We start from the raw sequence: 13,661 nt of genomic DNA, 5'->3' as shown, positions 1-13,661 counted from the left end.
GCTATTTACACACTTACATACCTACCTCATCTCTGTATAGCAGGAAGTTGAATAATATATTTAGGGAGGAATAAAAATGAAGGTATTGTTAAGAAAAGCATTATTGTCTGGACTGGTCGGCTTGCTCATCATGATTGGTTTAGGAGGAGTTTTCTCAAAGGTAGAAGCTGCTTCAGGATTTTATGTAAGCGGTGCCAAATTGTATGATTCTACAGGCAAGCCATTTGTTATGAGAGGCGTCAATCATGCTCACACATGGTACAAAAATGATCTTTATACAGCTATCCCGGCAATTGCCCAGACAGGTGCTAATACCGTCCGAATTGTCCTTTCTAACGGAAACCAGTACACCAAGGATGACATTAATTCCGTGAAAAATATTATCTCTCTAGTCACGAGTTACAAAATGATTGCTGTGCTTGAAGTTCATGACGCTACAGGCAAAGACGACTATGCGTCTTTGGATGCAGCTGTGAACTACTGGATTAGCATAAAGGATGCTCTGATCGGCAAGGAAGACCGGGTTATCGTAAACATTGCGAACGAATGGTATGGTTCTTGGAATGGAAGTGGTTGGGCTGATGGATACAAGCAAGCGATTCCCAAGTTGAGAAACGCAGGTATCAAAAATACGCTCATCGTCGATTGTGCCGGATGGGGACAATATCCTCAGTCTATCAATGACTTTGGTAAATCTGTATTTGCAGCTGACTCTTTGAAGAATACGGTATTCTCCATCCATATGTATGAGTTCGCGGGTAAAGATGTTCAAACTGTTCGAACCAATATTGATAACGTTCTGAATCAAGGACTTCCTCTGATTATTGGTGAATTTGGCGGTTACCACCAGGGAGCAGACGTCGACGAGACAGAAATCATGAGATATGGCCAATCCAAAGGAGTAGGCTGGTTAGCCTGGTCCTGGTATGGTAATAGTTCCAACCTTTCCTACCTTGATCTTGTAACAGGACCTAATGGCAATCTGACGGATTGGGGAAAAACTGTAGTTAACGGAAGCAACGGGATCAAACAAACATCGAAAAAAGCCGGTATCTACTAAAAACACATTAAGAAAATAAAAAATACTCATGTATTCACTGGCCCCTTACTTTATGTGAAATTAGTCTGGAAAGGAATCACCATGTAACCTTCTGGGTTATATGGTGATTTTGATTTCATATACAGGCACAAGGCTAACCGAACCGATATCTACAATACTTTCCTTTGTCGTCTCTTTCCAGCCAGCCATGGTCGTATTGCTATTGAGAACCTTACCTTTTCGAATGGAAGAAACATATACGTACAACCCTTGCTCGATGAGCCGATGCTCAAATGCTTTCAAACCTATTTCCCAGGTCGTATGGTTGCAGAAATTATCGTTGATCAGTTCGCCATCAATAAAAGCATAACCGATATCTCCAGTATAATGGATACGCAGCAGAGCTTCCTTGATTCCGTGAAAGGCATCTAATTCGAAATCAAGGGTAAATTTATCGTTATTTATCCTTTTCAAATTGAAATGAATTTCTTTCTTAGGAGCCTTTAAACGATATGTTTTGAATACATTGTTTTCTGTTATTTCAAGCAGTTCTCCACCGGAAATCGATGTGAATGAGGCGTCAAAATCCGGGAATACACTCAGGGTTACCATTTCTTGGTCCGTTGATTCCAGCCTTAGATTGCCCTCAGATACAAGTAGATTGGCATTTGTCAAAATGACTCTGTCCCGGCCTTGCATGTTTACCTTCCAAAATGTAAGACTTTGCTCATCAGTCATCGTGTAGATGGCAACTTTTTGACCACTTTCAGATACCAGATGGATGAGACTATCCTCCTCTTCAGCAACCTTAATGTTCGTGTTCCCATCTAATTGCTCTATCGAACCTTTGTCGATTGTGGCACTGATTATATCTTTTGACTCCATTACATACGTTCCTTTCATACCCTCTGGTACAAAGAAAAAATAATATGCTTCTCCATCCTCTTCTATCCTTGTTATCAGCTGTGCCGTAGCATATTTGAGCTTCATTCCATCTAAATTGAAGTTAAATGGCAATATGGCAAAACTATCACGTGCTAACGTCAGTTCACCTTGACTAGGGATTACAATCGTTTCCTCGGGTAGCTCAATACTCACATTAAAATCGCACAGGTCGTAATTTTCGGCATGGTCTTGGAAATTATTTAGAAACAGGTAACCCGATCCGGCACTGGATCGCACTGCATATCGCAACGTATCCACATCATAAGGGTCCATCTGGGACGTATCCCCTGGCAGAATAGTCTTTGTTAGTGAGAATTGCTTTTGGAACGTTGAAAAAAAGTAATGCTGCAGCTTTGTTCTTTGGTATGATTCCCTTACTTGACCGAATTCGCCGATCATGGCGTTGAAATCATAGGTTATTTTAGGGGTAGCTAGATCATTTGTGAACGGGTTAACCTTACCTCGAGGATTGGAACCCCCATGATACATGTAGTATCCGATCAGGTTACAGCCTTCTGCAACCTTCATGACAGTCATCGCTGGAACACTGCGGTAGGGAAATGCGAATCGATATTTATAAAACTGAACCATGCCGCCACCCATTTCACAGCAAGCGTACGGATAGTCTTCAGGCGCGTATTGAGGCTCAAAATTGTAGCTCTTTGGAATCTTGTTATTATGCTTGTCTCGGAAAATGTATTCCGGTGTCGCAGGATGCTCGTTCATCCCCTCCAACCGTCCCTCTTCGTAGTATATCCATGGCCAATAGGCATACCCGCCCCATAATGGCAGCATATCAGGTACAGGAGTTGTCGCTCCTCCCCATCCTGTGCACGTATAGATCGGAGTATCAATCCCTGCTTCCAGAGCTATTTCTTTAAGTTTTAACATATGCGAGTTACCGTCACTTCCACTGTTTAACCACATATCATTAATTCCTACAGTCAAGGCCCACTGGGCAGATGAATGATTATGCTCGTTTTCGATTTGGGTGCCGATAATTGGCCCCCCCTCCTTATATAACAACCCTTTAACCTGGGTACCGATTTCGTTATACATTCTTCTTGTATAGAACAGATACCCCTCATCATTAGAACGAACCTCAAATGGTCGACCAAATAACCAATCTGGCATACCGCCGTTTCGAATTTCCCCATGATCAAAGGGGCCGATCCGAATCATGGAGTATACCTGATGCTTGCCGCACAACTCGATGAAACGACGAAGATTTTTGTTCCCACTCCAATCAAAAATACCTTCAACTTCTTCATGTAGGTTCCAAAAAATATAAGTGGCAATGATGTTTACGCCGCCCATTTTTATTTTAATAATTTCGTCTTCCCAATAGCGTTCATCATAACGGGCATAATGGAATTCACCACAAATACCGAAAAAGGGCTCTCCGTCCTTCTCCATAAAATAGTTGGTGAATCCGATTTCCTCTCCTTTGGGATTGGTGCCGCCAAGTTTGATATGTCCTTTAACAATATGCTTTTGATCGTCTTTGACTGTAACCCGATAGTTTCTCATGGAGTTCACTCCCCTCACTCGTTAATCTGAATTCAAGATAAATTGATTCCATTTGCGCTGCCAAGCGATATCATTCCAGAATGGATGATGGGGAGCACAGTTAGAGCAGAGGGTCATTCCCCAGAACCCAAGTGCCATTCCTTTTCGCAACACATATTCAGCGATAAATTTGCCGACTGGGCCTTCTTCAAATTGGGCATACAGCGGCGTGTAGCCTACATAACCTTCTCCTATGACAATTGGAATACCGGAATGACGAGTCCATTCATGAATTTCTTCTAAACGGGTGTCGGCCTTCTGCAACATGGCAATTTTATGGTCTCCATACCGATCGTACAAAAATAAATCCCATTGGTCGGGATCTACCCAGTCGTGTAAATAAATAAGCCTCATGCCGACTGGATTGCCTTCCATCCGCCAATTCTGCTCCGGAGGCAGGGTCCACTTTGCAAATGGAGGAGCATCTTCTCTTAATAGGGATTGTACGAATGGATTGGGGAACGGCGCCAACTCATCATAAAGACCTGCCGCTTCCATAAGCTCATTGAGCACTCCTTTAATATAAAGATGAAAATGGGCAACCTGCATATTGCGCGCGACGTAAGCTTTAGGGTAGGCTTCATTTAACGTATAGCTTGCCGTCATCATAATATCGGGATGACATTGGCGAAGATATTCAATCGCTTCTTCTACGTAGGGCTGCATGGCTTCAATAAGCGCTGGTACATTCGTTTCGGCTATGCCTTCAGACGTCCCAACAGCGTTTAACTGCCCAAATTCCACTTCGTTATGCAACTCTGTATAGATGATCTGGTTCCTATAGCCTTCTGCTGTGACGAAACGGATCAACTGATCCATTGATTTTGCAATGGCCATGAATCTCTCCTTAGGAGGTATTGCATCTAATTCATCTCTAAGCTCAGCATGAGCCAGAAAGCTGGGACTCTGCTGATATTCCCAAGAGGATAACATAATGTAACAGTTATGAGCCTTTGCTTGTCTAAACAGTTCAAGTAAATGAGCATGCCCGTCCAGCACTGCGCCGCCACGACAGTTATACCAACGCGTACGCTGGCCTACTTCCCCAAGGTTAGCAAACTCCAAGGGTCCAGGACGTTTGCCATCCGCTGTAAACAACATGAATGGCATAGCACATATTCGGATCGTATTGTAGCCTCTTTCGACCGCTTCTTTAAAACGGGCTTCAAGATCGCTGTAGGGCTCACCTTCCTGCGTCATTGTATACCAAGAAAAGTCCCACATGGTGATCGTCAATTTGCGCGGTACATTTCTCATGAGATTACTCATTTGATTTCCCCTCCCAGCTCCAGTCCATATGGTTCAATGCTCCTTGATGATTAGCTTCCAGCTTAAGCACCGATTCAAAATGCAAGATAGCTTCGTCCTGTCGACCTAATCCAAGCAAACCAAGTGCTTTCATATAAGTACAATGAACCTGATTACGATTATTCAGGTCATCTTCAAAGATGAGAAAGTCGGGTAACGAAACCGCAAAATAATCCATTTTCACGGGTTCGAACAAGTGCCTTTCGGCGTAATCAATGAGCTTGTTGAATCGACGATTGCCTTCCTTCGCATAACCAAGTTTCTGCCAGGCCAATCCTTGGTAAAATATCATATCCGGCTGTTGATCGTTATAATACATGGCGTTAATGGGTTCTCCCAGTCCTTGAGAGGCCGTGGAAAAAGCCTGCCTTGCCTCATCTGTTAATTTCAATAGCTCATACGCGCAGCCCAAATAATAGTAGATATCGTTATCTCGGGAACCCTCTAGCTTACCTTCGCCAAGATTCTCTGGATACACTAAAGCCTCCTGCAGCCCTTTTACAGCCTGTTCAATCTGCCCAGACCTCAGGTCGGACTTCGCGAGCTCTACCTTGGCAAGCCTATACTGTCCAGTTACCTTCCCCTCTCCGCCTTCCCATGGATGAAATATTCTCCCTGTCAGCAAGGACAACGCTATTTTATGCTGCTTCATCGTATTGTGAACGGTTATATATTCCAAAAACAGATCATCGCGAAGCTTTATGATTCCCAGATAACTCTCCATTAGGTTCAATCTGTCGTTGGGCTTGATGTTCAGCTTCTTATACAACTGGTCAAGCTCATAAAGAACACGTGCGTCTGAAGTATTGCACGCAAAGGCCTGCTCTAACGAATGGCGAGCCTTCTTTACTTGGCCTTGTTTGTTAAAATATCCAAGAGCAAGATTACGGTGAACAACGGGGTAAGTATCGTCAATGGAACGAGACGTTTCCCAGCTGGAAATGGCATCCCAATGCCGTTTCTTGTCATAGAGTAAATTACCTAAGTAATAATGCGCCTTTCCATCCCCCGGTCTCGTTCGAATTGCAAATTGTAACACATCCAACTCCAACAGACTGTTAGGAAAGCAGTAGTCGGGAACTGCAACTGCGGCCTGCGCGAGAGCATTATTCGCCTGCTCATACTTGCCGATTTTAGCATAGCAGAAGGCCTGAACGTAATACAGCATAGGGTATGTTTTCGCCTGCTCTGGAGCTTCTTCCAACACACATACTGCATCCTCATAGAGTCCCGCCGCTGCATAGTCCGATGCTACTGCTATATAATTATGCACATCTCCACGCATCCATTTTTCCAGCTCTTCGAAGACCGTTTTAGCATCATCTCGTAACCCGAGAGCCTCTAATGATAATGCTTGCTCACGGTAAGCTCCAAAATCGGCGATATCGAGCTTAATTGTTTCCTTGGAATAGGCTATTGCCGCTTCGTAGCTGCCAAGCTTACGAAGAATAGCCGACTTCAGGTTGCGTGCTTTGTAGTTGCGAGCATTTCGGATTATCGAACGCTCCACCAGCTCCAACGCTTCTTCATAGTTCCCTTTTTCTGTCGCAATCTGTGCCAGTGAGAAATACCCGCTGTCTTGCCATGCTGCACTCCATACTGATTTATAAAATGCAGCGAACGCCTCATCCATCCGCTCTTGGTATTTTAGCGACAAGCCAAGCTGGTAGTAGGCCTCACCGTCATAGGGATTAGAGTTACGCCAGGTTACCCGCGAGATAGCTTTACGAAAGCACTCTTCACTTTCTGAATACAACCCTCTACGAAGAAGCAACGTACCATATGCCACATTTATGCGGCTGTCATTTTTATCTCTTTTCAGGCCCTCAAGATAATACGCCTCGGGTTCAAAGGTAGCATGACGGTATTGCTCCAAGTGTTGTCCTGCTAAATATAATTCTTCGTTCGTTCTTAATTCCTCCGGTTCTGGCAGGGGGGCGGCAGCAGCCGGCATCTGTTCAACTTCCTTTTTCTTCGGCTGATAGCTAATCAACTCCCTTCCGGTCGCGTCTTTGACGGTTAAGCATAGTTCATAATCCTCATCCTCAGCCAAAATAACTGTCTTCTGCATAAAGGCCTTATTAGGTGTCAGATCTAAGGTTTCTTGGATATAAACTTTCCGCTGACTACTTAATTCCACAACAGCGTCACGAAATGACGAAGTTACATAGACTCCAATCTGTGCTGTCCCTTCGCTGCGATTTAATTCCAAATTAACGGCTGCGTCAATTGAAGCGTTTTTGACAATACCAATATGTTTGTAAGGCATAAAATACTGCGAGAACGATTTTTCTTCATACGGCTGAAGCCAAGTGAAATCTGGTTGGTTATCGGTATATACCCCCGTCATCAACTCGATGTAGGGGCCGTCTTCGTCTGTTAGATTCCGGTCCCATGCTTGGCCGAATTCGCCATTTCCCCATGTCCATTGCTTTTTTCCGGGAGAGATGTGATGGTTAGCCACATGCAAAAGCCCGGCTTGTTTCATATGGTCGTAACCACCTATGAAATTGTAATCCGATTTATAGGCCATATATGAAGTGGGGATAGGAATATTTTTGTATCGGGAGATATCTACGCCTTCAGAATAATCCATTTTATAATAAGTGCCTGTAGCGATCGGGAAACGGGATACATCTCGCTTTCCATGGTCGAACACGGCTGATACGTCTGGAGGAAAAACAGATTGTGTGTGCTCATGTACCGCTACGGCTGGATTGGCCCACCATAGAAACGTTTGAGGCTCGGCAGTCCGGTTGTATAGCTGGGCCCCAACTTTAAGGTATGCTTTATCCGGTTGGAGTGTAAATCCAGCTGTTACTTTCGTGCCGAACATACGATCAATTTCGCTCACCCATACCGTTGCGCTTCCGTCCTCATGTTCTTCCAACTTGTATTCAACGGGTCCGTAAGTGTTGGGACGGTGATGCTGAGGCCAGTTGAACTCAATGCCTCCAGATATCCACGGCCCCAATAAGCCCACAAGCGCTGGTTTGATGACCCTGTTATAATAAACAAAATCGTAACCGTTGGTCTTGTCGACCGCACGATAAATGCGGCCTCCCAGCTCTGGCATGATCTCAATGCGCAAGTATTTATTTTCCAGAAAAACAATTTGGTAATTTTCAAGTTTCTTCTCATCCTCAATTTTATCAATTACCGGATGCGGGTACACTCGACCGGAACTTCCCTGGTAGACACGTTTCTCCAGAAACATTGGATTTTTGTCGGGTTTGCCAATTCCATACGTGGGGATCTGCACGGTTTCCTCCCACACGCGTGCCTTAGCGTCGAAGATGCTCAATTCCATCACTCCCTCATAGTCGCTCTTATATTCAGAGCTTACAAGTAAGTGACAGTACAGACAATTGACAATCCACTGTTTATGATGGACTATATACGTGTTTCATCATTAGAGCCGCCTAAGGCTAGGAGATGGATAGATTATGAATAAGAAAGCTGATGGATTTGAGGGTGAAAAGTTATATGTCCTTCCACCCTATATGCTGGATAAATTAAATATGAATCCGCTTACAAAAAATCTATATATTACGGACATAGGCTGCTTCAGCCATGCCCGCCATCATTTTCGTGAAAGAATGCACGGATGTGACTCTCATATATTCATCTACTGTGCCAGCGGAAAAGGTTGGATACGAACAAAGGATGGCCTAACGATTGACATGACGGAGCGAAGCTTTGCGTACATTCCCAGGGACATGCCACATGCTTATGGGGCTGACGATGGAGATCCTTGGACGATTTACTGGTTTCATCTTAAAGGGGACCAAGCTGATGATTTTATGGCATTATTTGAGCCTTTTAAAACGTATATTTCAATGGCCGCCAGTGATGAAGTCAAACTACTGGAGCTATTTCATCAGTGTTACGACCTTTTACTGAACAAATCATACTCCATCATACATTTAGTTCAAGTATCGCAAACGGTCCGTTATCTGCTGAGTTTTGTTGTATCGGTTGCATTTCGCAAGGAAGACAGTACGTACCAGAGTCATGTGGATAAGGCAACACGCTATATGAGTGAACAATTGGAATCCACCCTTTCGCTTGAGGAGCTTAGTCGGCATGTTCAGGTATCCAAGCAGCATCTGAACTTGATATTCAAACAATCCACCGGCTACTCTCCTGTCGATTACTATTTAAGAATGAAGATACAGAGGGCCAGTCAGCTTTTGGATTTGACGAATGCTTCTATTAAAGAAATTAGCATACAACTCGGTTTTAGGGACCCTTACTACTTCTCCAGGCTATTCAAAAAAATAATGGGTTGCTCTCCTTTGGAGTATCGAAATAATTTGAAGGGTTGATCTATGTTCATCAGGAGCGTTCAAATTTGCTTCTATCGGGCTACCGCAAGGTCACAGATCATTTACGAATCAGGGGTGCAAGGTCTATACTTAAGGTTAAAAAAGGAAGTTTTGTATGCTCCTCACGTTGAATCGAAGACTAAATGCAGCTATGCCGCTAATTACACCAATCAGCATTCTAATTGGCGTCCTGATCGGTACGCCGTTGTCACAATATACCGAACTCTCTCCCTGGCTGTTTGCATTCATGACCTTCGCGGGCAGCATCAGTATGGGGTTTAAGGATTTTGTCCATGTGATAAAGCATCCTGGTCCGCTCATCGCCTGTCTGTTTATTCTTCACCTGGCCATGCCGCTTCTCGCCATGATGCTGGGGCATCTGGCCTTCAGTAATGATCCTTATACGATCACTGGACTTATTCTTGGTGCAGCTATCCCTACAGGTATTTCCAGCTTCGTGTGGGTCAACATCTATAAAGGCAACACGGCGCTGACATTGGCGATCATTCTAATTGATACGATTTTGGCCCCATTCGCCGTGCCGGGCATCATGTCCCTGCTGATCGGAGCGGATGTGCATCTCGATACCTGGGCGATGATGCAGAGTCTGTTCTGGATGATTGTCGTTCCTTCGCTAATCGGCATGGTATTGAACGAATGGACTAAAGGGAAGATCAAGCAGGTATGGGGACCTCGGCTAGGCCCGTTCTCCAAGCTGGCTATGGCTCTTGTCGTCATGATTAACGGATCTGTCATCGCGCCTTATCTGGTCGATTTTAATCTCAAGCTTGTTGGAGTATGCCTATCCATAGTCGTCCTTGCTTCCACTGGATATGCGATCGGTTATCTGATATCAGGGCTGATGCGGTGGAATAATGCAGACCGTACGGCGCTTGTCTTTAACGGCGGCATGCGTAATATTAGCGCGGGAGCTGTGCTGGCCATCACCTATTTCCCGGCCCCGGTAGCACTGCCTGTTGTACTCGGGATGATTTTCCAGCAATCCACGGCATCTCTGGTCGGATTTCTGCTAAGTCGTCGCGACCGCGGAAACGCCAAGGAAAAGCGCAATACGGCCTCAGTTTCTTAAGCAAAGGGGGCTGGCGGCGGTTCCAGACGATAAAACTCCTCCTTATGAGGAGGAGTTTCGGAAGGGCGTTTCTATGCGCACATGGTTGGGAGCTTAATTAAAACATGCATGCACAATCATGTAAATGTTCACTTTCCAATCATAACATTTCTATTGAATCGTCTAGGGTAATAAACTAAGCCCCTGTAAAGAGCCTTTCGTGGCACAACGTTCAAGCCACATATTACCCTAAGGAAACTAAGAACGATATACACAGGTTGCAAAGTCTAAAATAGCTTTTGCGTAAGATTTTGAAATTGTGACTTCACTCCATCTTTCTGAAGTTCTGATTGTAACACCTGATTAAAGGTTTGAAGTGCACGCTGGAATTTATTTTCACCTAATTCCGTAATCCGAGTATACACACCTCGTCGATCATCCTCGCATGTATATCTTTGTAAAGCCCCGCAGTTTTTGGCTTCCATTCTCACTACGAGTCTCGATGTCGCACTTTGACTTAATCCCACCAATTCTTGAAGTTGCTGCAGTCGTAATTTTTTTTCCTCGGAATTGGATATAAAACCCAAAACATAAAACTCCTTCAAGGATAAATCATAATTTTGTAGTAGAGCTTGTTCTAACTTATCATTTAAAGTGGAATGGATGTGAGACAAAGACAACCATACATCCAAGAGTTCGTTTTCATGTTGCAAGTTTAGACCACACCATTCTATGTTAAAGTATCTCCACTAAGTTTATCCTATTGTATCAAGCTTAAATGGAATGGTCAAAACTCCTACAATATTTTAAATATTACAACCCGTCATCACCGAACCAGTATGCAAATGCAGCATAATGATTCTCGTTTCAGAGTGTCCATTCTATTGACAGTAGCCCATCCTAACTATCGTCCACGGATATTACATAAGTGTTATTGGTCGTATGGTTGGGTTCATTCGAAATTAGTATTTACCACAAAACCAGCATCTTCTAAATAAGGTGGGCTAAATCCGCTTAACCACAGGAACATATCATCAAGTGGTTAGGTGAAATCATTTTACCTAATTTTCTACATCGGCAAAGTAAAGATTACTTCAAGTGGATCTTTACCTTCGAAAGAATCTTCATATAATTTTCTGACTTCCATCGAATCTAATTCTTCTTGCATGTTGATTAACCTATCCAACTGTTCTAAAATACTTACTTCCTTTGATGACAACACCTTTGACTTAATAAGCGTGTCTTTCATATTAGGAAGTAACCCTCTTGGCCAGCAATCCTCATACACACCTCTGTATGAATCATACAAGAAAGTGATCTGACTTATTCCCGCATATTTCCGAACATATGGATGCACTAATAATAAAAATTGAGCGACGATTCCAGAACGCTGGCTTATATAATAGGCTTCTTGTACTTCCTTCATTAAGTAAGATTTGTCTTCTACAGAATCAGCAAGATAATTGATGTACATTCTTGAAAGAACACTTATTAAGTGTTCTTTCTCTAAATTCTCCTCCAACTTCTTAATTATTTCTTTTTCACTAATTCCCGCTTGTATAAACCCTATTAAACAAGCTGACATCCCTTTCACATTAACAGCTTTTTCAGCTATACATAACATATATTTATCAAAAGTTTCCTTGAGGTAGTTTTCACCAAATGTGTAAATATCCAAACATTCAATGATCGTTTCTATTAGTGAAGCTTGATCATACTTATCTTCTATATGCGGGAGAAGGTCTATCATATGTTCAACAAATTCTTTTCCATAATACTCTAGCAAGCTAGGATTATATTTTATATTTTTTAATAGAGCAAAAAACGTTTGATATTCTTTTGTATCATTATTTTGTGTTAGATATTTGAACAGCTCATTAATATATTTAACTTTCTCGTCCACCAGACTTTCTCCCCTTTTATTGTTACTTAATTCAACTTTTTACACGACTTTAGATTACTGGCAATAAAAAAGCAATTCTACAATAGAAAAGCTAGTGCCATTGTACTACATGCCACTCAATTCCTTTGGGAGTTTGCTTATAAATAATTCGCATTAAACCATTGTTTCCATATTCATCTCGTATATATACAGAATTCCATCCTGCGTAATTCTGCCCATTGCGCCTATTATCAAGAACATGATCGTTTTAATGTCTCTAAACGCGCTCTAGCACTTCCGTCACCCCGAGCTTGCGCTGAAATATCATTTGCCAACTCGCATCGATTGAAATAAGCCTCTTAAGAATGCACGCATAGTACATCAAGCAGCATGCATAACTTCACCAAAAAATCAGGATGGGTTTCGATTTAAAATGTGTACCTTCTTGATTTTTTTTGCCGCCACGGTTGATAACACAAGTACAGGTGAGCCTCGTCATCCCTAATTCCAGTGGTAAACATACTCTTAATGGCGAATAACGACCTTAATATCAAACCAATCCCGAAAGGACAGGGCTAGTTGATTGTAGAAGTTCACTGCCACTCCACGATATTCAATAGCAAATTTGTCTAATGAAATTTGTACGTCATTCATGCGTTCCCCCACAGGCAAAACTTTTGATGGATTTTCCGCTCGTTTATAGAAAGGTGGGAGTTAGCGGCTAGCCTTACCACATGACCTACTCTTTATGTAAACTGGTCGTCACCATATTTCCTTCTTCGGAGTAACAATTGCAATAATTGTACCGTTCTGTTGCTGACAAAATCAAAAATATATTCGTTTTAGCCGCCCCCACTATTCATTGTCGGTCGATTTATCCTAGATGATACCTTCTCATCTGCCATATCGGGGGAACGTATTGTACGGTTGCGATGGATTTTGGTAAAACCGCAAGAAAACGAAGATAACAAAAAACAGGTCAATAATGGTGGTATCTGACCATAATCAACCTGTTTAATGTGACGGAATAGCGTTATTTAGGTTATAAAATTAAAGCATTAATATACGTACAATGAAATGACGAAATCTTTATATAGGTATTACAGGGGGTATATGTGTTATCGGTTGAATAATGGGTTTATTCGACACTGAGTAGGGTCTTTTAGAGCAACCGCCCTGTAAAATTCTAATCAACCAATAAAAACCACAGAATCTTCTCGTTGAAATGCAGTAGGAAGCTTAGTTTCAAGAAGGTCAATTCTTAATAATATTTGTTCTTGAACATTATCCTGTAAGTTTCTTTGTGCCCAATCTTTAAGAAAGCCTAGTTCACGTATCAAGTGAATAGAATCTTCTTTTGTGACATCAATCCCGTATCTAATACCCACAAGCCACTCTGTATTAATTGATTCTATTGCGGGTATCCAATATTTTTCAAAAAAATTATGTGTAGCTACTGGAATACTAAAATGTTGTTCAAACTCGTTCTGTGGTTCGAGAATTATTGCTGAAACAGCCACA

The 13,661-nt window shown here is 42.6% G+C and carries 10 protein-coding genes; 3 read left to right on the top strand and 7 right to left on the bottom strand.

The features are described 5' to 3' along the window. The first annotated feature begins 76 nt into the window (after positions 1-76). Entirely contained in the window at positions 77-1,060 is a 984-nt protein-coding gene (locus ACM1ND_RS03350; protein WP_418027068.1) for a glycoside hydrolase family 5 protein, read from the top strand. Between the two features lie 96 nt (positions 1,061-1,156). On the opposite strand, the gene ACM1ND_RS03345 is transcribed toward ACM1ND_RS03350, so the two are convergent. From ACM1ND_RS03345 to ACM1ND_RS03335, 3 genes are read right to left on the bottom strand one after another with little or no spacing between them, the layout of a single operon-like run. Next, positions 1,157-3,514 carry a beta-galactosidase gene (locus ACM1ND_RS03345; protein WP_418027067.1) on the bottom strand — a complete coding sequence of 786 codons (2,358 nt, stop codon included), beginning with the start codon at positions 3,512-3,514 and terminating at the stop codon, positions 1,157-1,159. Between the two features lie 21 nt (positions 3,515-3,535). Next, positions 3,536-4,822 (bottom strand): cellulase-like family protein, encoded by a 1,287-nt coding sequence (locus ACM1ND_RS03340; RefSeq protein WP_418027066.1) that lies wholly within the window; start codon positions 4,820-4,822, stop codon positions 3,536-3,538. Next, a complete protein-coding gene (locus ACM1ND_RS03335) occupies positions 4,815-8,171 on the bottom strand; it encodes a DUF5107 domain-containing protein (RefSeq protein ID WP_418027065.1) in 3,357 nt (1,118 codons plus the stop codon). The genes ACM1ND_RS03340 and ACM1ND_RS03335 overlap by 8 nt, the downstream gene beginning before the upstream one ends. Before the next feature lie 136 nt (positions 8,172-8,307). On the opposite strand from ACM1ND_RS03335, the gene ACM1ND_RS03330 reads away from it, so the two are divergent. Further along, the gene (locus ACM1ND_RS03330; protein ID WP_053324575.1) at positions 8,308-9,189 is read left to right on the top strand and encodes an AraC family transcriptional regulator; all 882 of its coding nucleotides are present in this window, start codon (positions 8,308-8,310) and stop codon (positions 9,187-9,189) included. A 115-nt stretch (positions 9,190-9,304) separates the two neighbouring features. Beyond that, positions 9,305-10,279, top strand: coding sequence for a bile acid:sodium symporter family protein (locus ACM1ND_RS03325; protein WP_023986870.1), 975 nt, complete (start codon positions 9,305-9,307; stop codon positions 10,277-10,279). Positions 10,280-10,545: 266 nt separating this feature from the next. On the opposite strand, the gene ACM1ND_RS03320 is transcribed toward ACM1ND_RS03325, so the two are convergent. From ACM1ND_RS03320 to ACM1ND_RS03305, 4 genes are all read right to left on the bottom strand, one after another. Then, a complete protein-coding gene (locus ACM1ND_RS03320) occupies positions 10,546-10,971 on the bottom strand; it encodes a MarR family winged helix-turn-helix transcriptional regulator (RefSeq protein ID WP_023986869.1) in 426 nt (141 codons plus the stop codon). Positions 10,972-11,327: 356 nt separating this feature from the next. Beyond that, positions 11,328-12,161, bottom strand: a complete 834-nt coding sequence (locus tag ACM1ND_RS03315; protein WP_418027064.1) for a hypothetical protein — start codon at positions 12,159-12,161, stop codon at positions 11,328-11,330. A gap of 504 nt (positions 12,162-12,665) precedes the next feature. Then, positions 12,666-12,794: a hypothetical protein gene (locus ACM1ND_RS03310; RefSeq protein ID WP_256703683.1), complete on the bottom strand. Its 129-nt coding sequence runs from the start codon at positions 12,792-12,794 to the stop codon at positions 12,666-12,668. A gap of 536 nt (positions 12,795-13,330) precedes the next feature. Continuing rightward, positions 13,331-13,660, bottom strand: a complete 330-nt coding sequence (locus tag ACM1ND_RS03305) for a hypothetical protein (protein WP_418027063.1) — start codon at positions 13,658-13,660, stop codon at positions 13,331-13,333. Position 13,661: the final 1 nt, after the last annotated feature.

The sequence above is a fragment of the Paenibacillus sp. JJ1722 genome (assembly GCF_048282685.1).
In the GTDB taxonomy this organism is placed as follows: Bacteria; Bacillota; Bacilli; order Paenibacillales; family Paenibacillaceae; genus Paenibacillus; species Paenibacillus polymyxa_B.
Note: the sequence above shows the minus strand (reverse complement) of the source record. Positions and strands in the feature narration are given on the sequence as shown.

What these genes read in the sequence shown, in the direction of transcription:
- ACM1ND_RS03330 (WP_053324575.1), top strand. Translation starts at nt 8,308, where the DNA reads ATGAATAAGAAAGCTGATGGATTTGAGGGTGAAAAGTTATATGTCCTT.
- ACM1ND_RS03325 (WP_023986870.1), top strand. Translation starts at nt 9,305, where the DNA reads ATGCTCCTCACGTTGAATCGAAGACTAAATGCAGCTATGCCGCTAATT.
- ACM1ND_RS03335 (WP_418027065.1), bottom strand. Translation starts at nt 8,171, where the DNA reads ATGGAATTGAGCATCTTCGACGCTAAGGCACGCGTGTGGGAGGAAACC.
- ACM1ND_RS03350 (WP_418027068.1), top strand. Translation starts at nt 77, where the DNA reads ATGAAGGTATTGTTAAGAAAAGCATTATTGTCTGGACTGGTCGGCTTG.
- ACM1ND_RS03340 (WP_418027066.1), bottom strand. Translation starts at nt 4,822, where the DNA reads ATGAGTAATCTCATGAGAAATGTACCGCGCAAATTGACGATCACCATG.
- ACM1ND_RS03310 (WP_256703683.1), bottom strand. Translation starts at nt 12,794, where the DNA reads ATGAATGACGTACAAATTTCATTAGACAAATTTGCTATTGAATATCGT.
- ACM1ND_RS03345 (WP_418027067.1), bottom strand. Translation starts at nt 3,514, where the DNA reads ATGAGAAACTATCGGGTTACAGTCAAAGACGATCAAAAGCATATTGTT.